The 24,428-nt window shown below is 34.9% G+C and carries 24 protein-coding genes and 1 pseudogene; 18 read left to right on the forward strand and 7 right to left on the reverse strand.

Translation table 11 applies throughout. The features are described 5' to 3' along the window. Positions 1 to 31: 31 nt before the first annotated feature. The 5 genes from gldG to EZ428_RS10380 all read right to left on the reverse strand — a co-directional run bounded on the left by gldG (position 32) and on the right by EZ428_RS10380 (position 4,656). Positions 32 to 1,741 carry a gliding motility-associated ABC transporter substrate-binding protein GldG gene (gldG, locus tag EZ428_RS10360; RefSeq protein ID WP_131553068.1) on the reverse strand — a complete coding sequence of 570 codons (1,710 nt, stop codon included), beginning with the start codon at positions 1,739 to 1,741 and terminating at the stop codon, positions 32 to 34. Continuing rightward, positions 1,735 to 2,463, reverse strand: a complete 729-nt coding sequence (gldF, locus tag EZ428_RS10365) for a gliding motility-associated ABC transporter permease subunit GldF (RefSeq protein WP_131553069.1) — start codon at positions 2,461 to 2,463, stop codon at positions 1,735 to 1,737. Before gldF ends, gldG begins: the two co-directional genes overlap by 7 nt. A gap of 95 nt (positions 2,464 to 2,558) precedes the next feature. Further along, a complete protein-coding gene (locus EZ428_RS10370) occupies positions 2,559 to 3,197 on the reverse strand; it encodes a porin family protein (RefSeq protein ID WP_131553070.1) in 639 nt (212 codons plus the stop codon). Positions 3,198 to 3,301: 104 nt separating this feature from the next. Continuing rightward, positions 3,302 to 3,823: a hypothetical protein gene (locus tag EZ428_RS10375; protein ID WP_131553071.1), complete on the reverse strand. Its 522-nt coding sequence runs from the start codon at positions 3,821 to 3,823 to the stop codon at positions 3,302 to 3,304. Positions 3,824 to 3,948: 125 nt separating this feature from the next. After that, positions 3,949 to 4,656: an ATP-binding cassette domain-containing protein gene (locus EZ428_RS10380; protein WP_131553072.1), complete on the reverse strand. Its 708-nt coding sequence runs from the start codon at positions 4,654 to 4,656 to the stop codon at positions 3,949 to 3,951. Between the two features lie 350 nt (positions 4,657 to 5,006). On the opposite strand from EZ428_RS10380, the gene EZ428_RS10385 reads away from it, so the two are divergent. The 5 genes and pseudogenes from EZ428_RS10385 to EZ428_RS10405 all read left to right on the forward strand — a co-directional run bounded on the left by EZ428_RS10385 (position 5,007) and on the right by EZ428_RS10405 (position 11,282). Beyond that, complete coding sequence (locus tag EZ428_RS10385) at positions 5,007 to 6,485, forward strand: glycine--tRNA ligase (protein WP_131553073.1); 1,479 nt, start codon at positions 5,007 to 5,009, stop codon at positions 6,483 to 6,485. An 8-nt stretch (positions 6,486 to 6,493) separates the two neighbouring features. Then, a complete protein-coding gene (locus tag EZ428_RS10390; RefSeq protein ID WP_131553074.1) occupies positions 6,494 to 7,369 on the forward strand; it encodes a DUF6252 family protein in 876 nt (291 codons plus the stop codon). 188 nt (positions 7,370 to 7,557) lie between these two features. Continuing rightward, a complete protein-coding gene (locus tag EZ428_RS10395; protein WP_131553075.1) occupies positions 7,558 to 8,469 on the forward strand; it encodes a DUF6252 family protein in 912 nt (303 codons plus the stop codon). Between the two features lie 10 nt (positions 8,470 to 8,479). Beyond that, positions 8,480 to 9,304, forward strand: a complete 825-nt coding sequence (locus EZ428_RS10400; protein ID WP_131553076.1) for a hypothetical protein — start codon at positions 8,480 to 8,482, stop codon at positions 9,302 to 9,304. Positions 9,305 to 9,533: 229 nt separating this feature from the next. Next, a pseudogene (locus EZ428_RS10405) lies at positions 9,534 to 11,282 on the forward strand (alpha-L-fucosidase). Between the two features lie 6 nt (positions 11,283 to 11,288). Here EZ428_RS10405 and EZ428_RS10410 read toward each other — a convergent pair. Beyond that, a complete protein-coding gene (locus tag EZ428_RS10410) occupies positions 11,289 to 11,630 on the reverse strand; it encodes an ArsC/Spx/MgsR family protein (protein WP_131553077.1) in 342 nt (113 codons plus the stop codon). A 3-nt stretch (positions 11,631 to 11,633) separates the two neighbouring features. After that, on the reverse strand, positions 11,634 to 12,833 hold the full coding sequence (locus EZ428_RS10415; protein ID WP_131553078.1) for a C40 family peptidase: 1,200 nt from the start codon (positions 12,831 to 12,833) through the stop codon (positions 11,634 to 11,636). Positions 12,834 to 13,077: 244 nt separating this feature from the next. Between EZ428_RS10415 and EZ428_RS10420 the strand changes: the two genes are divergently transcribed. The 13 genes from EZ428_RS10420 to EZ428_RS10480 all read left to right on the forward strand — a co-directional run bounded on the left by EZ428_RS10420 (position 13,078) and on the right by EZ428_RS10480 (position 24,388). Beyond that, positions 13,078 to 15,009 carry an LTA synthase family protein gene (locus EZ428_RS10420; RefSeq protein ID WP_131553079.1) on the forward strand — a complete coding sequence of 644 codons (1,932 nt, stop codon included), beginning with the start codon at positions 13,078 to 13,080 and terminating at the stop codon, positions 15,007 to 15,009. Positions 15,010 to 15,123: 114 nt separating this feature from the next. Then, entirely contained in the window at positions 15,124 to 15,612 is a 489-nt protein-coding gene (locus tag EZ428_RS10425) for a GtrA family protein (RefSeq protein ID WP_131553080.1), read from the forward strand. A 394-nt stretch (positions 15,613 to 16,006) separates the two neighbouring features. Then, on the forward strand, positions 16,007 to 16,531 hold the full coding sequence (locus tag EZ428_RS10430) for a GNAT family N-acetyltransferase (protein ID WP_131553081.1): 525 nt from the start codon (positions 16,007 to 16,009) through the stop codon (positions 16,529 to 16,531). 179 nt (positions 16,532 to 16,710) lie between these two features. Further along, a complete protein-coding gene (locus tag EZ428_RS10435; protein WP_131553082.1) occupies positions 16,711 to 17,601 on the forward strand; it encodes an alpha/beta fold hydrolase in 891 nt (296 codons plus the stop codon). 49 nt (positions 17,602 to 17,650) lie between these two features. Further along, on the forward strand, positions 17,651 to 18,130 hold the full coding sequence (locus EZ428_RS10440; protein ID WP_131553083.1) for a group II truncated hemoglobin: 480 nt from the start codon (positions 17,651 to 17,653) through the stop codon (positions 18,128 to 18,130). Between the two features lie 78 nt (positions 18,131 to 18,208). Beyond that, entirely contained in the window at positions 18,209 to 18,646 is a 438-nt protein-coding gene (locus EZ428_RS10445) for a DUF1801 domain-containing protein (protein WP_131553084.1), read from the forward strand. A 95-nt stretch (positions 18,647 to 18,741) separates the two neighbouring features. Further along, positions 18,742 to 19,188, forward strand: a complete 447-nt coding sequence (locus EZ428_RS10450; protein ID WP_131553085.1) for a nuclear transport factor 2 family protein — start codon at positions 18,742 to 18,744, stop codon at positions 19,186 to 19,188. Positions 19,189 to 19,214: 26 nt separating this feature from the next. After that, positions 19,215 to 19,688 (forward strand): VOC family protein, encoded by a 474-nt coding sequence (locus EZ428_RS10455; protein WP_165501751.1) that lies wholly within the window; start codon positions 19,215 to 19,217, stop codon positions 19,686 to 19,688. Between the two features lie 108 nt (positions 19,689 to 19,796). Continuing rightward, positions 19,797 to 20,156, forward strand: coding sequence for a DUF4180 domain-containing protein (locus EZ428_RS10460; protein ID WP_131553086.1), 360 nt, complete (start codon positions 19,797 to 19,799; stop codon positions 20,154 to 20,156). Positions 20,157 to 20,244: 88 nt separating this feature from the next. Further along, the gene (locus EZ428_RS10465) at positions 20,245 to 20,700 is read left to right on the forward strand and encodes a hypothetical protein (protein WP_205945661.1); all 456 of its coding nucleotides are present in this window, start codon (positions 20,245 to 20,247) and stop codon (positions 20,698 to 20,700) included. Between the two features lie 498 nt (positions 20,701 to 21,198). Next, positions 21,199 to 22,983, forward strand: a complete 1,785-nt coding sequence (locus tag EZ428_RS10470) for an aromatic amino acid hydroxylase (RefSeq protein ID WP_131553088.1) — start codon at positions 21,199 to 21,201, stop codon at positions 22,981 to 22,983. Positions 22,984 to 23,071: 88 nt separating this feature from the next. Then, the gene (locus EZ428_RS10475) at positions 23,072 to 23,773 is read left to right on the forward strand and encodes an SDR family oxidoreductase (protein WP_131553089.1); all 702 of its coding nucleotides are present in this window, start codon (positions 23,072 to 23,074) and stop codon (positions 23,771 to 23,773) included. 81 nt (positions 23,774 to 23,854) lie between these two features. Continuing rightward, entirely contained in the window at positions 23,855 to 24,388 is a 534-nt protein-coding gene (locus EZ428_RS10480; protein WP_131553090.1) for a C40 family peptidase, read from the forward strand. Positions 24,389 to 24,428 lie beyond the last annotated feature (40 nt).

Below are 24,428 nucleotides of genomic sequence, written 5' to 3' on the forward strand. Positions count from 1 at the left end.
TTGTATTTAGTCTTGCTCAAAAATATAAAAATTACTTTGCATACTTATGCTTACGGTAATAATGTTGAAAAATTGCGAAACATATTAACAATAGTATGGGAGCAACTGCATTTACAAGTTGCCATTTCGGTTTTTCAGTACGTAAACGGGTCCTATCAAGTAATCTCACCTTAATTTCTTTATTACGCAGGGCGATTAAATTGTCATCATCCGTAAAATAATCTGCAATGTTTAAGAGTAACGCTTTATTTCCGTAATTCTGTTGTGTATATCTATCAAATCCCAAAGGGAAAGGTGTATGATCTGTCTTACTCACTTGATTCAAGAAAACATCACCATCTCCAATCACAATCATTTTTGTTGGCCTACTTTGCGCTGGCAGATTGTAATTTTCCATTATTCCTTCTGGCACCGGCCGATTTAGAAACACAGATCTAAAACTTCCCTCCAATAAAACCGCAGCAGATTTTGGAATACTTGTATATTCTTTCTGAGCAGGCTGAACTGCTAACATTTGCAGCGAAAGCATTTTAGGTGTTTCGAAAACCTTGTTAAAAGCTGATGTTTGGAGAATAATTTTCTTGCTCACATTCGGCACACCAATCGTATCTACCGTACTTGCAAACTGACTTTTAATGCCATCTATATTTTTAACCACATTGCTTGTTGTATCTGGCATAAATACTGGGTAGTATAACCAAGGCGCCGTATCTATTTGTGCTTGCTGACCAGCATTACCTGTTGCAAAGGGAATCATGGCACAGTTCACATCCGTTATTAAATTATAGTTTATTCGGGCACCATATTCAAACAGCATATCATCAAGATTGAGCTGCCTATTAAACGCCATTTCTCGTGGTCGTTTTTCTAAACTATCTAATTCTGCATTAACTTGGTCTATTGCCCAAACTACCCTGCCGCCTTTCATGACAAAGTAGTTGATTTTATACTTCTCAACTTCTGTAAGTGCTTGTTGCGGCTTTTCGATGATGAGCACGTTCAAATCGTCTAACCCTTGTTTGGTCATTAATTTTAAATCTACCCTCCCCACATAATATTGTTGTGATAAAGAAGTAATAGCATCGTATAAATATAGATTAGATGGTTCTCCGTGACCTTCTGTAAATCCAATTTTTGGACTTACACCAGTTAATAATCTTTTAAGAGTTGAAGTAAATGCATATTCCAGATTCTGAATAGAGCTGGTTATATTTTCTTCATAATCTGTTGCTGCACCACCCGTTTTTTGCAATAAGTTGACTGGAATCTGAACATCTCCACTTTCAATTAATGCCATAGGGAAGATTAATTTCTGCGTTATTCCTGCATCATTTTTAAGGTTGATGGCAATAGGTTTTATTCCAATTCCTAGATATTTATTAATGACTGTATCTTGCTCATTTGCTGGCACATCTTTTAACGGATCTTCAAAAATTATTTTAATATTGGCATTTGAATAAGCCTTATAATCGCTCAATAAATCTTTAGTCGCATTTTGCAATCTTTTAAAAGCAGCAGGTATTTCCCCATCTAAAAAAACAGTGATGATGATATCCTTTTGTGTCTTTTGTAAAACATCTTTGGTTTTCTGATTTAAGGTGTAGCGTTTTTCCTTGGTAAAATCGAAACGAGTATACAAATGTTGTGCGATTACATTTATTAATACCAAGATGATTATAAAGCCTAGTAATTTGATGTAACTATTCTTTGCTCTTTGTCCCTTGCTCTTTCCCGTTACCATTTCCTACCCCCTATCACCAGTTTGGTTAAACCAAAAAACATAAAAACGAAAGTGATAAAATAGACTAAATCTCTAGTATCTAAAACACCTCTACTCATTGATTGATAATGCTCATTAATCCCTAGATTAACCAATATGGTTTCAAGTGCGCTTAACTCGAAAACTTTGCTCAAAGAATCAAACCCGCTGTAAGCGAAAAAACATAAAAAGACTGCCACCGCAAAAGCAATTACCTGATTTTTAGTAATGGATGAAGCAAAAATACCTATCGAAATAAAAGCGTTTCCCAATAGGAATAAACCTAAATAGGAACCAATTACAGCGCCAGAGTCTACATTCCCTTTTGGCAACCCTAATTGATAAATACTGTAGTAATAAATCAATGTTGGTATTAATGCAAAAAGCAGCAGTATTACGCAGGCAAAGTATTTAGCTAAAATAATTTGTAAATCGCTTAAAGGTCTTGTTGCCAACAGCACATAAGTTCCTTCTCTTCTTTCTTCTGCAAAAGAACGCATGGTAATTGCGGGTATTAGAAAGATAAACAAAAATGGAACGAGGTTAAAAAAACCGTTCATTTCTGCATAACCATAATCTAAAATGGAGGTATCTGGAAAAAACCAAAGTAATAATGCGCAAGCCAACAGAAAAACACTAATGGTAATATAAGCCATTAGCGAGTTTAAGAAGCTGAATAATTCTCGTTTGAAAACTGCGTACATGCAAGACGATTAATGATGCCGAAGTTATGCAATATCTCCTAAAACAAAAAAGTCTCAACGCAATTGTTGAGACTTTTAATAAATAGGTTTTATAGTTAGAAAGTAAAGCCTAAACCAACAGTGAAAACTTTATTTTTAAATTTAACATCTATTTCTTCTTGGTCGTCAATAACGCTGCTTATTCCTAATCCATAACCAGCGTGTACATTTAAACCTTTGTAAAATTGGAAGCCACCTAAAAAGTTTACTCCAAAATCACCACGCTTAAAGCCATCCTCATCAAAATCAACATCTTCTTTAATTCCTCCTGATTTTCCATATGCATCAACAGCAAAGGCATAATAAGGACCTCCCCCAAAGAAAACTTTACCTGCACCTACTTTAAAATTTGCTAGTAAATTAACTGGTATTTCAATATAAGAGAAGTTTAAAGTCGCAGAATTTGAACCTGTAGATACATCTTCAAAGTCAAAATCATCTCCATTAAATTTAGTTCCTTTGCTAATAAAGGTTAAACCTGGTTGTATCGAAATTACATTAGAGATAGCAAAATCTGCTGTTCCCCCTACATAAAATGATGTTCTTGAATCGAAACCTACTGAGATACCACTTGTAGATATCGACATACTAGGGAAAGCTACACCAGCTTTTACCCCAAATTTAACTGGTTCTTGAGCTAAAGCTGCTATACTAAGACCAGCAACTAGTGTTAGTGATAATAATAATTTTTTCATGTTTTTTTGTTTGATTACCTAATTACAAAACTATCAATTTAGTTTAAATAAAAAAGCCTCGACAAATTAAATTATCGAGACTTTTTTTGTTGTTGTTTTAATTTCTACAAACCGAATGCATAAGCTGCACGAATACCTATAAAGCCAGAAGAGGCTTTCGACCAGTTCTCATAACGTACACCAAGATCTAAACTAGATTTTTCAGCAACTGAAAAAGATGCACCTAAAGTAGGCGCATAAGCAAATGAAGTACCAATACCATCTTCAGTGCTAATTGCAGCACCAACTTCGCCAGCTGCATAAAAATTGCCACCAAAATAGTATTTAGCACCAGCCTTTAAAGGAATAAATCCGTAGCTAGTTTTAGCTCCCAATGCTTTTAAAACATCTTTTGCATCGCCAGTAACCATATCAGCAATATAACCCGCTGATAATGTGAAATTTAATGATTTTGCGATTGGCTGTTCAAATTGTAATGAACCTCCAACTAATAATTCGTTAGATCCTTCAGTTGGAATACCGAATTCTGCACCGATACTTAATTTTTTAACTGCACCTTCTGTTTGTGCGTTAGCTGCAAAGCCTAAACCTGCAACAAGGGCTAATGATAATAATAATTTTTTCATCGTGTTTTTTTGTAATTTATATTTTGTTAATTGTTGCTCATAAGACGCAACAACTAAGCCAATAGTTACCAGAAATAGTCACGAAATTGACAACTTTTGAGAATGAATTTCTAATTAAATGAATTTCAATTAGTTAATTTTCTGAAAATTTCTTCTAACGAAGCTCCCTTATATTGATTTTTAAGTTCTGATTTAGTGTCATTTGCGACAATCTTTCCTTTGCTAATGACAATTACTTCATCGCAAATGGCTTCTACCTCTTGCATGATGTGAGTAGAAATAATGACAGTTTTGTCTTTGCCTAAATTCTTTATCAAAGTCCTAATGTCAGATAATTGATTAGGATCTAAACCCGAAGTTGGTTCATCTAAAATTAAAACCTTTGGGTCATGAATAATTGCCTGTGCCAAGCCAACGCGTTGTTTATAACCTTTAGAAAGCATTCCAATTTTTTTATGCTGTTCTGGTGTTAATCCAACTTGCTTAATCACATCGTCTACCCGATGAGACAAATTGGCAATACCATAAGTTTCACCAACAAAACTTAAAAACTCACGAATGTACATGTCGTTATAAAGTGGTGTGTTTTCTGGCAAATAGCCAATTAACCTTTTAACTTCAATTTCAGCTGTTAAAATGCTTTTACCACATATTTCCGCATCGCCGGATGTTGGCGACATATAAGCTGTAAGCATTTTCATGGTAGTAGATTTACCTGCGCCATTCGGACCTAAAAATCCTAAAATTTTACCTGGTTTAGCTTCAAAGCTAATAGAATCAACCGCTTTTTGTAAGCCGAAATGCTTGGAGAGGTTTTTTACTTTAATGCTCATTTGGTTCAAAAATAAGAAAAAGATGTAAGATGTAAGCGGTAAAATGGAAGACGGCTTAAATGGTTAATTGTTGAAATCGGTTAATTGCCATACTCAGTTAAACAATCGGCACAGCTTAAATAGTTAACCAATAATATTCCTACTTTCGTTGCCCTGTAAACCCGACTCAGCGGAAATCCTTTTTTGATTGTAATCCTGAGCGTAGTCGAAGGAAAAAGGCAAAAAGATTGCAGCGAGGCTAAAGATAACCATATAAGGCATTTAAGAAAATATAAGTTGATTTGGATAAGGATTAAGCTTTAGTCTTTTAGCTTTAGTCTTTCATCTTTAAATATTATCTTTGCGCCACTATGGCTAAAACAAACGACGAACAATTTAAAAATGTAATATCACACGCTAAGGAATATGGTTTTGTGTTTCAAAGCAGCGAAATATATGACGGTTTAAGTGCCGTTTACGATTACGGACAATTAGGTGCCGAACTAAAAAACAACATTAAAACTTACTGGTGGAAAGCAATGGTGCAGATGCACGAAAACATTGTGGGAATTGATTCTGCAATTTTTATGCACCCTAAAGTATGGAAAGCGAGCGGTCACGTTGATGGTTTTAACGACCCAATGATCGACAATAAAGACTCTAAAAAACGTTACCGTGCAGACCAGTTGTTAGAAGACAAAATTGCTCGTTACGAGAAAGATGGCAAAACTGAAAAAGCGGCAAAACTGCAAGCTAACATGGATGCTGCTTTAACAGCTGAAGATCTGCCTCGTTTAAAAGTTTTAATTGAAGAACACGAAATTGCCTGTCCGGTTAGTGGCACTAAAAATTGGACTGATGTTCGTCAGTTTAACTTGATGTTTAGCACACAGTTTGGCGCAATGGCAGAAGGAAGTGATGAGGTTTACCTTAGACCAGAGACTGCACAAGGTATTTTTGTGAACTTTTTAAATGTGCAGAAATCTGGAAGAATGAAAATCCCTTTCGGGATTGCGCAAATTGGTAAAGCTTTTAGAAACGAAGTAATAGCTCGTCAGTTTATCATGCGTATGCGTGAATTTGAGCAAATGGAAATGCAATTTTTCGTTCGCCCTGGTGAAGACAAAAAATGGTTTACCTATTGGAAAGAAGCTCGTTTAAAATGGCATCAGGCTTTGGGCACTGCCCCAGAGAAATATCGTTTCCATGACCATGTTAAATTAGCACACTATGCAAACGCAGCAACAGATATCGAATTCGAATTCCCATTCGGTTTTAAGGAAGTTGAAGGTATTCACAGTAGAACTGATTTCGATTTAACCCAACACCAAGAGTTTTCTGGCAAGAAAATGCAATATTTTGATAACGACTTAAACGAAGAAGGCAAGCCTTATGGCAACTACGTTCCCTATGTTATCGAAACTTCAATCGGTTTAGATAGAATGTTCTTGCTAACAATGATCAATGCCTTTGAAGAAGAGGATCTAAGTACACCAGAAAGACAAGACAGTAGAACTTTATTACGTTTGCATCCTGCTTTAGCTCCAATCAAAGTAGCTATTTTTCCATTAACTAAAAAAGATGGTTTACCAGAAAAAGCTCGTGAAATCATGGATCACTTGAAATTTGATTTCAACTGTGTTTATGAAGAGAAAGATGCCATTGGAAAACGTTATCGCCGTATGGATGCTATTGGAACACCTTTCTGTGTAACAGTAGATCATCAAACTTTAGAAGATAATACAGTTACCATTCGTCATAGAGATACTATGGAGCAGCAACGTATTGAAATTAAAGAATTGCATACCATTATTGAAGGCAAAGTGAGCTGGAGAAATTTATTAGCTTAAAAAATCAGATGAAAAAGATCAAATCACACTTATTGCTTTTAATACTTACAACTTTTGCTTTCGGTGCTTGCCAAAAAGACATTGTTTTTGTTGAAGGTTCTGGCCCTGGTGGTACTAAACCAGCGACTAATATTACAAAAATGAGCGCAAAAGTTGATGGTGTATTGGTAGAGTGTGATTTGGCTTATGCCCAAAAATGGACTGGGCAAAAAGCAATACAAATAAACGGGTTTAAGAATCCGCAGGCGTTTGCTTTCACATGGGACGACATAAAAGGTGTTGGCACTTATAATGCTGCCGACATCGTATCAAATGCTGCTTATACCGCTAATATGTTAGACCCTTTAGACAATAGCTATTTTGCAGAATCTGGAACAATTAAAATAACAACTTATAATAGTAAAGTAATTATAGGCACTTTCGAGTTTAAGGCAGTTAATACAGATGGGGCCATTAAAAATATTACCGAAGGGCGATTTGTAATTAACCTAGAAAAGGATTTGGTTTTGGATCAAGATAATGATAATTCAACCTTTAGCGTTAAAATTGATGGTGTACAAACATCTTTTTTAGATGCTCAAATTGTTGATGCTGGAGCCATTAACATTATTGGGATAACCGGAAATAAAACATTTGCCTTAGGTATATTTAACTTTAATGGACCAGGCACTTATGATGTTACAGGTGCCATTAATACTGGAGCCCATTTATCTTATATCCCAGACATTAACACATCTTATCATTCAATAAGCGGAAAAATCATAGTTACTGCTTCAACTGCTGATGGCATTGTTGGAACTTTTCAAGGTATACTTAAACTGCAAGATTCTAGTACAACTACTTTATTAACACTAACAGAAGGTAAGTTTGATGTTAAATATTAACATCAAACTGATGAAATTTCTACAACTGTAGTTTTATAGAGGGATTAGAATTTGGCAACAAACTTTGGTGCTTTGAATCTGTATTATAATTTACACTATGGCTTATCACTACACAACTTCTTTATTAAAGAACTGCCAATAAATTCAGCAAGTTTATTAGTTTTATAAAATTAAATTGATAGCTCTAAATGAAAATTAAAATTTTATTTTCCATAATATTGGCATTACTATTTACCTCTTGCCAAAAAGACATCGTTTTTGTTGAAGGCTCTGGCCCTGGCGGAACACCACCTAAGACTATTAAAACCAGTATGAAAGCTAAGGTTGATGGTGTTTGGGTTGAATGTGAATTTGCTTATGCGCAAGAATATATAAATAGCGACGGCAAAAAAGACCTACAAATTAACGGCATTAAAGCACCGCAGGCATTTATTTTTAATTGGCAAGATTTTAAAGGAGTTGGCACTTACAATGCAGCAGATTTGATATCAAGCGCAAATTATACAAATGGCATAACAGATCCTTTTACACAAACCTATTATGCTGAGTCTGGAACCATTAAAGTAACAACCTATAACAGCAAGGCAATTATTGGTACCTTCGAATTTAAAGCAGCAAATACTGTGGGCGAAATTAAAACGATTACTGAAGGGCAATTTATCATTAGCCTTGAACCAACCCCTGGCCCTACACCTGGTCAAGGTACTGCCAACATGAGTGCTAAGGTTGATGGTGCAAGCCTTAACTTTGTAGGACAAGCAAATTTGAATATAAATGCCAAATTAGGAAACATGATGACCATTTATGGCACTAACGGGTTAAAGGTCGTAACGATTATCGTTTACAACTATAAAGGGGCTGGAACCTATGAAATTGATATTGATGCGCAAGGTGGCTACAATGAAGACCAAACTCAAACAGGCTCATACGCATCTGAAACTGGGGTTAAAACTGGTAAGTTAATTATAACAAGTTCTACAAGCAACACCGTTAAAGGAACCTTTGAATTTGTTGCTCCAAATATGGATACTTTTCTAAAAACAAAAAAGACGATAACTGAAGGAAAGTTCGATGTATCTTATACTACAACTTCAATATAACCTAATTACAATGAAAAAATTAACGCTTTTTGCCTTCTCATTAATTATTTCCTACAGTTCTTTTAGTCAAAGCGCTACCTATCAAGCCCTACTAGCACTAAATCACAATGAATCTAACAATGGCTTCAACACCAAAATTAAACCAACCGTTGAAGATTTCTCTAGCAAAAAAAGTCTGATTTGGAGCAATGTCTATTTTAGATATTTTAAAGGAAACAATATAGACAACCCTCAAACCGCAATGAAATTCAGTGCTGTGAGCGAACAAACCTATCATATTTATTGTGAAGAAGCTCAACCAATTTCAATCAACCTTAATAAAGAAGCGGCTGATAGGGTTTTAGAAGTTAGTGTGGTGATGTTTGAATTAGACAATGGCAAAATTATAGCCACAAAATTGAAGAATAAGAGTTTTACTGTCACCAAAGAACCAAAACTTATAAACCTATTAATAGATAAAGAAAATATTAAAGCAGGCGCTTATTTAAAAGTAAGTTTTGAAATTGAATCTTCAAATTTAAAAAAATTAGGTCCTTATAATTTCGCCAAACCAACTAATGGCAACTACGATTTAATAATGACCACAAATATTCCAAAACCATTTTCATACAAAACACCTGAGGATCTCTTATTGAAGGATCAGGTTTCAAAAAAGATGAGGTTAAAACAATTCACTAATTCAACACCTGCAATTGCAGATTATGATGTTGATAGCGATTCCATTAAATGGACATTAAGCGATAAAAACTCTAAAGAAATTACTTTCAACTTAGAAAGTATATTTTTCGGACTAAATGTCGGCCCATCTGTTAAGTTTTTAATGGAAGAAAAATAATTCTATATAAAATCAAATATTAAAAAAGGCAGCTTAGTTTAAGCTGCCTTTTTTATATGCTTTAGAATCAATATTTCTTTATTTCTCGTCAATAACTAGTAGGTTCTATAGCTATCAAAATTTATATTTGAGAATCATAATCCTATTTATGCCTAAAAAATCAATCACCCTATTGCTCTTATTGTACTTTTTTAAAGTAAATGCACAAACTACTATTCCAAGTAAAAAGATGGAATGGTTTGCAGATGCAAAACTTGGCATTTTTATACATTGGGGAATTTATTCTGTAAACGGAATTTCTGAATCATGGTCTTTTTACAATAACTACCTTAACCATAATGCTTATATGAAGCAATTGAAAGGTTTTAATGCTTCAAAGTACAATCCAAACCAGTGGGTGCAATTGATTAAAGAAAGTGGAGCAAAGTATGCAGTTATTACAACAAAACACCATGACGGGATTTCCTTATGGGATTCGAAAGCACCAAACGCCACCACAACCATAAATGGTAGCACCGCTAAACGAGATCTAGTTGCACCTTTTGTTAGCGCCTTAAAGAAATCGGGATTAAAAACTGGCTTATATTATTCGCTACCAGATTGGAGTTACCCTGATTATGACATTTTTACAAGATAAAGAAAACGATATAGTTTAAAGGAAGAACCTAAAAGGTGGGACTTGTTCTTAAATTATTACCAAACGCAACTTAATGAATTATCAATAAAGTTTAAACCAGATTTGATGTGGTTTGATGGCGACTGGGAGCACTCATCTGCCGAGTGGCAAAGCGATAAAGTACGCCAATTGTTATATAGTCATAATCCAAATGTTATTATTAACGCTAGGTTAGATGCACATGGAGATTATGAAACACCAGAGCAAGGTGTACCAATTGTAAAGCCAGCCAATCCTTATTGGGAACTGTGTTATACCATGAATGATTCTTGGGGTTATCAACCATACGACAAAAAGTATAAAACGGCCAATATGATCATCAGAACTTTGGTAGATTGTTTAAGTATGGGTGGCAATTTGTTATTAGATATTGGCCCAAAAGCCGATGGGACAATTCCTCTTGAGCAACAAAACATATTAAAAGGTTTAGGCAGGTGGACAAACAAACATGCAGAAGCTATTTACAGTATAAAAGCAGGTTTGCCAAATGGCTTTTTTAATGGTAAAACGACTTTGTCTAAAGACGAAAAAACGCTTTACCTCTATTTAGATTATCAAGATAACAATGGAATAATATTAAGTAACATCAAATCCAAAATTGAGCAAGTAACCGTAGTTGGATATGCTGGTAAAATACCTTACAAGGCTATAGATAACAATGATTATTTAATTCAAATCCCTGAAATAGCTTATGATAAAGATGTCACTGTAATAAAGGTTCAGTTTAAGGAATCATTAAAATTGGACAATCCAACATTACCTAACCTAACTTATAAAAATCTATTTACAAAATCTGATGAGCCAACTGCCTTGAAGGTTAAGAAAACCATTTCATTACTAAATGATGGTATTAACCTATTTAAAGATAGTTTAACATCAGCAGATGGTTTAGATTTTAAACCGAAAGTAAATCCTCTTGACGAAAGCGTAAATCAATGGGCAATTAAAAATGCAGAAGCTTTGTATCAAACAGGAAAAGGAATTCCAGCTGGCCATTTTGAAGGAAAAACAACTTTAAGTGCCGATTTAAATACCTTATATCTTTTTGTTGAAGGAAAACCAAATGGTCCAATTGCCATTAAAGGATTAAAAAATCAAATCAGTAGAATTAGAATTGTCGGTGAAGGTACAATGCTAGAACATACCGTTTATAACAAATTGTATTGGAGTAAAGTACCAGGAATTATTTACATAGACATTCCGAAAGACAGATTAGACAAAGATGTAACGGTAATTGCTGTTTTACTTGATGGACCTATTCAACTCTACAGAGAAAAAATTACTGCAATAGAAAGTAATTGATTTTGTTCATATAATCTCATCTAGCGCATCCTCAGACCTCCCAATTACCGCAACATTATCTTTAACAATAATTGGCCTTTGAATAAGAATTGGATTTTCGTGCATAGCCATGATCCATTCTTCATCTGTTAAATCTTTGCCTTTGTACTTTTCTAGGTAAACCTTTTCAGTTGTTCTCACAATGTCTTTTGGCTTGCAATCAAGCTTTTCAATTATGCTTCGCAGTTCTTCAACACTTGGTACGTTTTCTAAATAATTAATCACCTCAAAAGGTTCATCATTTTTTGTTAAAGCTGCTAAGGCAATGCGACTTTTAGTACAACTGTTATTATGGTAAATTGTAATCATATTTTAATTCTTTCCGTACCAATCGTGCTGTTCAACCCTGGTAATTTCTGGTTTTCCTATTTCAGTTAAAATCCTCCTGGCGCCTACTAAAGTTCCACTTTGCACCCCATCGTAATTTGGCGCTGTTGCAACAATGCTATTAATTTTTACCATCCCAGCACTCTGGATAAATTCTCCATTGCCCATATAAATTGCGGTATGGCTAACACGACCACCATTTATACCTCTACGTTTCGCAGCAGAAAAAAACAGTAAATCGCCAGGCTGTAAGTTTTTTAAACACTTTTCTACGCTGATGCTGTCATTTTCCAATACATCAATCTCATTACCAACTAACGCTTGCTGAGAAGCATCACGAGGAATCACAATACCATTTAAAAAATAAGCTGTTTTGGTAAATCCACTACAATCTACTCCTTTTATAGAGGTACCTCCCCATAAGTACGGAACGCCTAATAATGTTTGCGCCGTAGCTAAAATTGCTGTTGCATTTGGGTTTGGCCTTGTAATCCATTGTTTATAAAGTTTGGCATTTGTTTTTGGCAGATAAGCCACTCTACCATCTGGATAAGCAACTTTATAAAACACCTTTTCCATTCCCAGTAATTGCAAAATATTACCACTCACCAAATCAGATACCCTTTGAGAATTAACATCAGCTCTGCTAAACCCATGACCATAATCTGCAGTAAAAACTATTTTATCTGTCTTTTGCCAGGTCTCATATTGTTGTTTGTCCATTAGTTTAATTGCCCCACCATCTGTCCATGACAAATAACCATCTGGAGTTTTCACCAAATAAAATCCACCTTGTTTTTTCATTACCCTAATCGGTGTACCCAATAACATCTGTGTCATCAGCTCTGCTGCATTTTGCGGATTTGCCCTATTATTACAAACAGAAAGGTTTGCTACACCATATTCTAAACCATTTAAAGATTTTGCAGGCAACAAAGTTGAGATAAATTTAATATTTGCCATGGTTGGCTTTACCTTTTCAAACTCATTTAAAGCCTCTTGAGAAGTACTTTCTAGTCGCACAGAATCGCCTTTTATCTGTATGTTGAAATAAATGGCCCTTTTATCTGGCGCAAATTTCTTCTGAATAGCCATGGCTTGAAACCTATATGCCGAAGTATCGGTTTGTGCTTTTACAACAAAAACACAAACAGTTAAAATAAGAGTTAAATAAAAATTTCTCATCGCAGAACTAAGTTACAACAAATAGAATTACCAGTCATTTTCCAACTTACATTTTACATACACTAAGTTTTCACCATCTAAGAAATCCCTGCTTGCGGTAGGCAAGTTAGAGCAGCTTGGGATATTAAAGCTTAGATTTTCTTAGCTGCCTTAGATGGTTAACAGAATCGTGACTTTCCATCTTACATTTTACCTCTTACATCTTCCATCCTTTTTCCGTAAATTTATAGCTTTTATACCATCAATGAACCAAACAACCAAAAGAGAGCAATCAATTTATACAGCATTAACTTATCGCTTTTTACTTTTATTGGTGTTATACCTCTTTTGTCGACTAGGTTTTTATTTCACTAACCTTTCGCTTTTTAAACACATTGCTTTTACCGATCTACTATACATCCTCTTAGGTGGTATAAAATTCGACATTGTAGCTTTACTCTACATCAACTCACTCTATATCGTTTTACAAGCCATTCCATTTCCTTTTAGGTACAGAACAGGGTATCAGAGGTTTTGCAAATGGCTGTTCATCATTACAAACAGCATAGGTTTTTTTGCTAATTTTATCGATTTCGCTTACTATAAATACACGCTTAAAAGAACAACAGCAAGTGTTTTTTCTCAATTCAGCAACGAGAAAAACAAGCTTAAGCTAACCTTCGATTTCTTGTTAGATTATTGGTATTTGGTTATCCTATTCGCAATTTTCATTTATGCCTTTGTTAAACTTTACCAACTCGTAGAGCTAAAAAAAGCACCTAAGTTTACTTGGCAAATTTATGTAGCACATACCTTAGTTTTGGTTTTAATAGCAGGTTTATCGGTTATCGGTATGCGTGGCGGTTGGCGCCATAGCACCAGGCCAATTACAATGAGCAATGCTGGCGATTTCGTAAAATCTCCTGGCGACATGAGCTTGGTTTTAAATACGCCTTTTACCATCATGAAAACCTTAAAGGCATCAAATCTAAAACCTGTTAATTATTACGATGAGCAAACCTTAAACAGTTTATACATCCCAATTCATCAGCCAGAAAACAAAGGCGATTTTAAAAAGCTAAATGTAGTATTTCTAATTATAGAAAGCTTAGGTAAGGAACACGTTGGTGCATTAAACAAAGATGTTTTAAATGGGACTTACAAAGGCTACACCCCTTTCATAGATAGCTTAGTTACCAACAGTTTCACTTCTTCCTACACTTATGCCAATGGGCGAAAATCGATTGACGCTTTACCTTCTATCATTTCTGGAATTCCTTCCATTCGCGAACCATTTGTGCTTTCTAAATATTCGGGAAATAGAACTACCAGCATTGCTAAATTATTAGGCGATGAAGGTTATGAAACCGCATTTTTTCACGGCGCGCCAAATGGGTCAATGGGGTTTTCGGCTTACACCAACCTAACAGGGATTAAAAACTATTTCGGCAAAAACGAGTACAATAACGATACAGATTTCGATGGCATTTGGGGCATTTGGGACGAGCCTTTTATGCAATACATGGCAAAAACCATTAATACTTTTAAGCAACCCTTCTTCTCTGCTTTCTTTTCGGTTTCCTCGCATCATCCATTTAAAGTGCCCAAAAAATACATAGGCAAATTTCCAAAAGGTCCACTGCCCGTGCAAGAACCAATGGGTTATACAGATATGGCAATTAAGAAATTCTTTGCCACTGCTTCAAAAATGCCTTGGTATAAAAACACCTTGTTTGTTTTAGTAGCCGATCATGCTACCGTTTCTTACTTACCAGAATATCAGACTTTAGCCGGCTCATTCTCTATCCCCATTCTATTTTATTACCCTGGAGGAGATTTAAAAGGCAAAACCGACAAGCTAATTCAGCAAACCGACATCATGCCAACGGTTTTAAACTACTTAAATTACAACAAACCATATTTTGCTTTTGGTTTTGATGCCTTAAGCAATAAAAAAGACAATTTTGTAGTTAATAACAACGATGGTAGCTTTAGCTTTTTCAAAGGAGATTATTTATTAATTTACGATGGTTTAAAATCTACCGCACTATTTAATTTAAAAACCGACAGATTAAACAAAAACAACCTAGTTGATAAAGAACCAGCCATACAAACCGACATGGAAAAATACCTCAAAGCATTTATCCAGCAATACAACAACAGAATGATTAAAGACCAGTTAACAATTGGCAACTAATAGATTGTCACCCTGAGCTTGTCGAAGGACAGTTTACAATTAGCAGTTAACCAGTTCAAACAGTTCAAACAGTTAACCCAACTAACAATTAACCGATTAACCCCACTACTCTCAATGCGCAAAGCAATATTAGCCATCATAGATTTTTTCCATCCTCCCTTAAAAAAATACATCTCACTGCACAACTTTCGGTATTTAGCAACTGGTGGTAGCACTTTTGTATTGGGCTATGTAGTTTATTACCTTTCGTTTTATCATCTTTTTAAAGCAGAAGAAGTGGATGTTCTCTACTTCACTTTAAAACGAGGAACCGCTGCAATGGCAGTAGATTTCGCTGTTGCCATTCCTTATAGTTTTATCATGAACCGATATGTTGTTTTTACACATAGCGAAGTTAGAGGAAGGGTTCAGTTATTCAGGTTCATGAACCTACAATTCATCAATATTTTACTCAACATATCTTTATATAAGTTCCTTGCAGACGTACTTTTAATCTACCCAACAGTGGCTAGGTTCGCCGTACAAATTTTACTGGCAGGTTTTAGTTATATCTACCAACACTACTTTACATTTAGCGTAAAAAAGCTAGGAAAGAAGGGATAGTTCTCCTGCCATCTGATGATTATAGATAGCTGGCAAGGTTTCATCGAAGAGTCCCCTATCATCCGATGAATATGGGTAACTGTTAACGTCTCTTCGGATGAATAATCGAAAAAATCTTATTTGAAAAGCAAATACAGTAAAATTATTTGTGGCAAGCTCTATTGTTCGCTGCAATTTTTTGTCGCCTTTATTTATTCATCCGATGAATATAACCGATAATGCAGTATTCATCGGATGACCATCGTGGCAACAAAAGCGGCTGCTACTATTTAAGGCTTTCTTACAAGTTCAAAAACATTGAGTAATCCGAATATTAAACATTTATATTCGTACTAACATCAAGCCTCCTAGCGTGGGCGGCAACCTTTATACAATCCAAATAAACAAACACTTTATGGAAAATATTAACATTGCAAAAATGACAATTAAAGACATTGACCAATTAAAAGAAATTGGCATAAAAACTTTTTATGAAACTTTTTCGACAAGTAACACCGAAGAAAATATGCAAAATTATTTGACAGAAGGTTTTTCGAATGACAAACTGAGGTATGAATTGAATGACGAAAATATGGAATTTTACTTTGCAAAAATTGAAGAAAATGTAATTGGTTATTTAAAACTAAATTTCGGGGCATCGCAAACAGAACTTCAAGACGATAAAGCACTTGAAATTGAAAGAATTTATGTACTTAAAGAATTTCACGGAAAAAAAATTGGACAAATTCTGTATGATAAAGCAATTGAAGTAGCCAAGCAGAAAAACGCAGACTTTGTTTGGTTAGGAGTTTGGGAAAAAAATCCGAGAGCAATTAACTTTTACAAAAAAAATGGTTTTGTAGAGTTTGACAAACACATTTTTAAACTTGGAGAAGATGAACAGACAGACATTATGATGAAACTAAAATTAAAAAATTAAACGGACAAACAAAAAACAGGAACTTTCGAATATATTTGATTTAGCGGCTATTTTATGAACACTCTACCAAACGACATATTAGCAAAAATAGAACGAGAATTTGCTTTAATTGTGGACAAACATAAATATTTAAGAAAGCATTTAAAACCATAACCTCCCACCTATAAACATCAATAGCAATGAGAAATATTTTCATTTTATATCTATTATCAATTTGCTTTTCTTCATTCTCACAAGAAAAATTAGTAAAGGTTAATGATAATAATTACAATGTCTTTATAAAAGGATTTGAAAATAGAAAAGAAAACACACCTGCTATAATTTTTGAGAGTGGTATGGGGAGTGACTTAAGAAATTGGGAAAAGATAATAGGAGAAATTTCAACATTTGCTCCCGTTTTTGCTTATGACCGTGCAGCATTAGGCAAGTCTGACAAAACTTTTAAAATGCCAACAACAAAATTAGTTGCCGAAAATCTCCATTCAATTTTAAAATCTTTAAAAATCTCTCCACCATATATATTAGTTGGGCATTCTTTGGGCGGAGTTTACATCAGAAGTTTTGCGGGTTTCTACCCTAATGAGGTATCAGCTTTAGTTTTTATTGACCCAGCAGATTTTACAGAAACCAAGAATGATTGGAATGATATTTTCAGAAAGATGGGCATTCCCGAAAAAAAGATTGACGAAATGTTGTACAATCGACTTTACAAGCCAACAAAAATTGACTCATTAAATTTTGGACCATCCAGTGAAGCACAAGTATTGGGCGAGCTTAGGCGTACAGACTTTGCAGAAACTAGTGCTTTGCCATTACCTAATGTACCTATCTATTTCTTCGTGGGTGGAAAATTTGAAGTCCCGATGGAGAGAAGAAGCAAGGATTATGACCAAGAAAAATTTTTTCACATTAAAAACAATTCAAATATGGAGCGTTGGAGAAAGTTAATTCATTCAACAAACAAAAATGGAGCACTTATTTACCTAACCAATGCAGGTCATTATATACAAAATGACGATCCTAAATCGGTAATTAGCAATATTAAAGTTTTAACTGAAAATGTGAAATAACCCATACAAAATAGAAAGCAAAAGGAACTAGAATTACGCTGAATAAAAAATGAAAAAAATACCAACACTTTACGAATGGGCAGGAGACATGGACACCTTCGAAACCTTGTTTACTAGATTTTATAACAAAGTTTTAAAAGATGATTTGTTAGGCGAGGTATTTGAAAATATGTCTCCTGACCATATTAAACAGGTATCGCACTTTGTTGCAGAAGTTTTTGGTGGAGAGAAACTTTACACTACCGAAAACAAAGGCAGCCACTCGATAATGATTGGAAAACATATTGGTAAAATGCTTACCGAAGAAAAACGACAGCGTTGGGTTCACCTTTTACTTCAAACGGCTGACGAGGTAGGTTTAAAAAGCGACCCAGAATTCCGTTCAGCCTTTGTTGGATACATTGAATGGGGAACAAGGCTTGCTGTAATCAATTCTCAACTTACAGAAAACCCAATAACCGAAAGCGAACCAATGCCAAAATGGGGATGGGGAGAAACTGGTGGCCCATATAATCCAGACGGAAATTGAGTTGAAAAATATTAAATAGATATATTTTTAAATTACGAGAATTTAGTCACCTAGCATTGATACCATAAAATAAATAATATGGCTACAAAAAACAAAACAGCAGAAACAGAAGTCAGCGTTACTGACTTTATAAACTCATTTGTAAACAAAGAGGAAAAGAAACAAGACAGCTTTCGTCTCATTGAATTAATGCAAGAATGGTCTGGTTTTGAACCCAAAATGTGGGGGCCAACAATTATAGGTTTTGGAACTTATCACTATAAATATGCCAGTGGCCATGAAGGAGATGCGCCCTTCATTGGCTTTTCTCCTCGAAAGGCTGAGTTTTCTCTTTATGTTTCTACCCAAGGAAATGGTGATGAAAATATTCTTAACGATTTAGGTAAATTTAAAATGGCAAAAGCTTGTATTTATTTCAAAAAATTGGACGACCTTAATCTTAACACCTTAGAGAAACTATGCAAATCTACCATCAAATACATCAATGAAAATCATGAGTGTCCTTGTAGAAATTGATCATTTCAATATCGATATTACCTTATAAAAACTCAAACAGAACCTACCCACCACCCTAAAAACAATTACACTAAATCATACTATCTAAAATCAATATGAAATATCTGATAATTTGTGTCCTATCTTTCCTGGCAACTAGCTACACATTCGCACAAACCAAACAAGACAGCTTAGAAATAAAACAAGCTGCGCTTGATTATATCGAATCACAACACAAACCCAATGCTAAACAAATGGAAAAGGCATTACACCCTAGGATGGTTAAAAGAACATTCTGGAAAGACAAAGCAACAGGGAAAGATTATGTTCGTGAAACAACTACTGAAACTATGGTATTGCTGGCAGAAAGCTATAATAAGACAGGTGATAAGTTTCCTTCAAATCCAAAAAAGGATGTCATATTATTAGATGTTTCTGAGCGAACAGCCTCTGTAAAATTAATTGCCGACGAATGGATTGACTATATGCACATTGTTAAATTAAATGGAGCTTGGAAAGTCATCAATGTGCTTTGGCAGTATAATGATACTAAACAACATTAATAATTCATGAACTTAAGATAATTAGTATGAAAAAGACAATATTATTAACCTTGGCATTAGCCACAACTTTTTGCCTTGGTTTCGCTTTTAAAACAATCATAACAACCAACAATCCTAATAAAATAAAAAAAGTAACAGGTATCGGGGGCATTTTTTTCAAATGCAAAGACCCAAGAGCAATGAGAGAATGGTATCAAAAACACCTTGGTTTAGAAACAAACCCTTATGGGGCAACTTTTGAATGGTATGAAGGTCCAGATAGCACCAAAAAAGCGCAAACACAATGGACACCATTTAAAGAAAATACAAAATACTTTGAGCCTTCGACAAGGGAATTCATGATTAATTACCGAGTTGAAAACCTTGAAGCATTGGTAGAAGAATTAAAAAAAGAAGGTGTTACTATTGTGGACAAAGTTGAAACTTACGATTACGGAAAATTTGTACACATACTTGATGCAGAAGGCAACAAAGTTGAATTGTGGGAACCCAAAGACTAATATGTTAAACAACTTCTTCCTGCTGGTTCGAAAATATTGCGGATTTTTTCACTAAATATTTAATTTGCGAAGTCTCCTAAATCTGCGGGAAGTATATAAGCTAAAAAAATGAACATCGAAACCCACCATATCCATAACATTAAAATTGCTGAAGTAATTGCAGAAGATATCATTATAAACTCAGCAGAAGACGGGCTTGATTTATTGGGAAATCTATATTATCAAGACTTCGATAAAATAGTTATTCATGAGAAAAACATTACACCAGAGTTTTTCGATTTAAAAACTGGAATTGCAGGAGAAATCCTTCAAAAATTCTCTAACTACCGTGTTCGTTTAGCCATTATTGGGGATTTTGAAAAGTATCAAAGCAAAAGCATCAAAGACTTTATTTTTGAGAGTAATAATTCTAGGCAAATTAATTTTGTTCATAGTTTATCAAGTGCTTTGGATAAATTAGCTATTTAAACACCAAATTATGTGCCGTTACGCAATGACATCCTACAAACCCCATTATGCTTGTTTTAATTGTCGCAAGACTTTTAAAAGAAGATTCATGGCTGATATTCAAAGAGGTGAAGACACAAAAAATGAAGCCAAATGCCCTGAGTGTGGGGAGTTAACAGCTAGTATGGGATTAGATTTTGAATCGCCCAAAAAGACTGATTTGAAAAAATGGGCACATCTAAAAAGTTTATATTCAGTTGGCATTAACTTTCATTCTTGCGGGTGCACAGGCCCGGGTTATATCCCTAACACAACCGAAAAATTAATTGCCTATTTTGAAGAATTAAAAGCCCAATATTTCAAAAATATTGAATTCTGGAGAAACAGAATCGAACCAACTACAAAAGCCGAACTGGATAGAGATGAAAGCAAAAATGGTGAGCACCGTTGGCAAATCCCCAAAAGTTATAGAGCCGATAAAAAGGATGTTAAAAATGAAGAAGCTATTAAATACTGGCTCGAAAGAGTAAAAGAGGTAGAAGGAAAATTGGCTATAATAGAATAAATGCCTATATTTATCTAACATTTCAAACTGGCAAAAACCCGCCAAATTCAAATATATTTATTAATAGTTACAGTAATATTATGGCGACCTTACTGCGACCTTACCGCGACTTGTATTCGTGAATGATCCAAGAAGAGTTCGTGAAGACTTCGGGAATGATTGGTATTTAGCTCAGGTCTTGCTCTGTTTTGCCTCGCTATCTTTTCGCGTTTTTCCAAATCAAGAGTCGAAAAAAACACGAAGCAGTTACGCACCCTTACCGAAGCAGTTACGACTGTGATAGCAACCAAAGGCGAGCAAATTCAAATAAAAACCAGAACAAACAATTAATTGTACTTTTAGCTACGCAAACCCAAAAGCACTGTAACCTGTCCCAAGGGGACTCCTTGGGAGCTTTTCAAAATATGATACTCATCATTTTAGCGTAAAAGGACACGCTTTTTTTGGATTACTAGTTCGAACAAGCTATTTTAGCCATAATCAACACCAGAATATACCATGAGTGATTTTAATGATTTTAATAATCAGCAAGTAGCCAAACTCCCTAAGCATTTAAGGCAGTTTATTGTTGAGCAAAATTACGAGAAATACACACCGATAGACCAAGCGGTTTGGAGGTACGTAATGCGCCAAAATTATAGCTATTTAAAACACGTGGCATATTATCCTTACATCAAAGGATTAAATAGGGCTGGTTTGAGTATTGAGCATATTCCAGATTTGCAAACCATGAACGATAACCTTGGCAAAATTGGCTGGGGTGCGGTTACGGTTGATGGATTTATTCCGCCGGCTGCTTTTATGGAATATCAAGCCTGTAGGGTTCTGGTTATTGCGGCAGATATTCGCCAGATTAACCATATCGAATACACACCTTCGCCAGATATTATTCATGAAAGTGCTGGTCACGCCCCAATTATTGCAGATACTGATTACAATAGTTATTTGAGCTACTTTGGTTCTATTGGCACTAAAGCAATGTTTTCAAGCAAGGATTACGAATTGTATGAAGCCATTCGCAAGCTCTCTATTTTAAAGGAAGCAGTAGGTGCCGATGAAGAAGAAATTGCTGCAGCAGAGAAAAAATTGCATTACATTGCAGACAACATGGGCGAATCTTCGGAGATGGCTTTACTAGGTCGTTTACATTGGTGGACGGTTGAGTATGGCTTGATTGGAACTTTAGAAAATCCAAAAATTTATGGCGCGGCACTACTTTCATCAATTGGCGAAAGTGCAACTTGCATGAACCCAGACATTGAAAAGCTTTGGTACAATTTAGATACGATTAATTACCAATACGATATTACCCAACAGCAACCTCAGCTTTTTGTAACCGAAACTTTTCAGAACTTAATAGATGTTTTAGAAGCATTTGCTGACACCATGGCCTTTAGAAGGGGTGGTGCTGAAAGTATATTAAAAGCAATTGAATGTAAAAACCCAAGTACGGCAGTTTATAGTTCGGGCTTGCAGCTGACTGGGGTTTTTACTGATTTAGGTATGAACAAGGCTGATGAATTAACTTTCATTAAAACTACTGGTCCATCTGCATTAGCTTTTGATGGCAAGCAATTAACTGGTCACGGAAAAGATTACCATAAGGATGGATTTTCATCGCCAGTTGGCAAATTAAAAGGAATTGAAAAACCTTTTGAAGAACATAATTTAAATGAGTTAGAGCTATTAGGCATTTTAATAGATAAAACAGCTGAAATCACCTTTGAAAGTGGCATTTTAGTTAGGGGATTAGTTAAAGACATTCTAGTTAAAGAGGGCAAACTGATTTTAATTGCTTTTGAAGATTGTACCGTTACTGAAGAAAATGGAAACATTTTATTTAAACCTGAGTGGGGAACTTACGATATGGCCATAGGCGAAAAAATAGTTTCTGTATTTAATGGTGCTGCTGATAAAGATGCTTATGAGGAACTTGTTTTTGTAAGTAAAGAACAAACCCACAAAGTTTTGTTTGATGAAGCTACTCAAAAACTACATGTACTCTATCAAAAGGTACGTGATGTTAGAGAAAAACAAACTGGGTACGAAGAATTAGAAAGTATTTTTAACACATTGAAAACTTCGCACAGAACAGATTGGTTATGCGCTTTAGAAATTTTAGAAATTGTTTACCATAAAGAATTGAATGCAAGTTTTGAAAAAGAATTGCGTATTTATTTAGAAATGAAAGCCGCCACAGAGCCAGATTACACTAAATTAATTAATGATGGTTTGCACGTAATAGCTAATCCGGTAACACAGTTGATTAACGAGGAAGATTAAAAAGTATTTAGTAGTTAGTATAAAGTACTTAGATAATGCTAACTAACTTATTTCTAAATACTAATTACTAAATACTTTATACTAAAAAATGAACATAATAATAACAGGCGCAAGTAGTGGAATTGGTTTTGAAACTGCATTAGAATTCTCTTTAGATAGCAAAAACAAAGTTTTGTGTATTGCTCGTAATGCGGAAAAACTGAAAAAACTTTTTGACATTGCTATACAAATTAATCCAGATTGCACCTTGTTACCCGTTGCATTTGATTTGGTAAATGATGATTATACAGCTTTGGCTCCGTTCATTAAAGAACGTTTAGGCACTGTAGACATTTTGATAAACAATGCAGGAAGCTTAATCAACAAGCCATTTGCAGAAACTACTGCTGCAGATTTAGCTGAGATGTTAGAGCACAATGTAATGAGCCATTTTAAAATGACACAGGCTACTGTGCCATTTATGAAAAGTGGAAGTCATATCGTAAATATTGGAAGTATGGGCGGTTTTCAAGGGAGTGTAAAATTCCCTGGATTAGCTGCTTATTCTAGTAGTAAAGCTGCCCTGCATACTTTAAGTGAGTGTTTGGCTTTTGAGCTAGCAGAAACCGGAATAAAAGTAAATTGCTTAGCACTAGGCTCGGCACAAACAGAAATGCTAGAAGCTGCATTTCCAGGATATGAAAGTCCGGTAATGGCCTTTGAAATGGGAAAATATGTTGCTGATTTTGCTCGTACTGGCCATAAGTTTTTCAATGGAAAAGTTTTGCCAGTTGCTGTAACTACTCCGTAGCTTCATTTACAAAACACACAATCAACAAGTTTTCAACACTTTACCTCATTTGGATATTTTTGTTATCTTTGAAATCCTAATATGAAGAAAACACTAATTATTTTCTGTTTAATGTTATTGTTTGCCCTTAAAGGCAAAGCGCAAGAGAACACCTCTCTTCCTGCTCAATACCAGGAAATGATGACAAAAATACTTAGTAATGTTCCTAAAACGGCTTCTTCTACCGCATCTCAATTATTAGATTTTGCCAAAACAATGATTGGTGTTCCTTACAGATACGCCACAAGTAATCCTGAAAAAGGTTTCGACTGTTCTGGTTTTGTAAACTATGTATTCAGTAGTTTTGGTTTTAAAGTACCTCGCTCCTCTCCAGAATTTGCAAGTGCAGGAGTACCTGTTAAATTAGCTGATGCCAAAGTTGGTGATGTTTTAATTTTTACAGGTACTAATCCTAAAGTAAGAAGGATTGGGCATGTTGGCATTATTTATTCTATTGAAGATGGAGAAATCAAATTTATCCATTCTACTTCTGGAAAAGCTCACGGTGTTACCGTAACAGATTTTGATGCTTATTACAAAAGTCGATTCATGAAGGCTGTAAGTATTGTAGAATAGTTCAGTTCGCAGTTACCAGTTTGTCAACCGAAAATTGAAA

The organism is Pedobacter frigiditerrae (genome assembly GCF_004331645.1).
Classification (GTDB): Bacteria; Bacteroidota; Bacteroidia; order Sphingobacteriales; family Sphingobacteriaceae; genus Pedobacter; species Pedobacter frigiditerrae.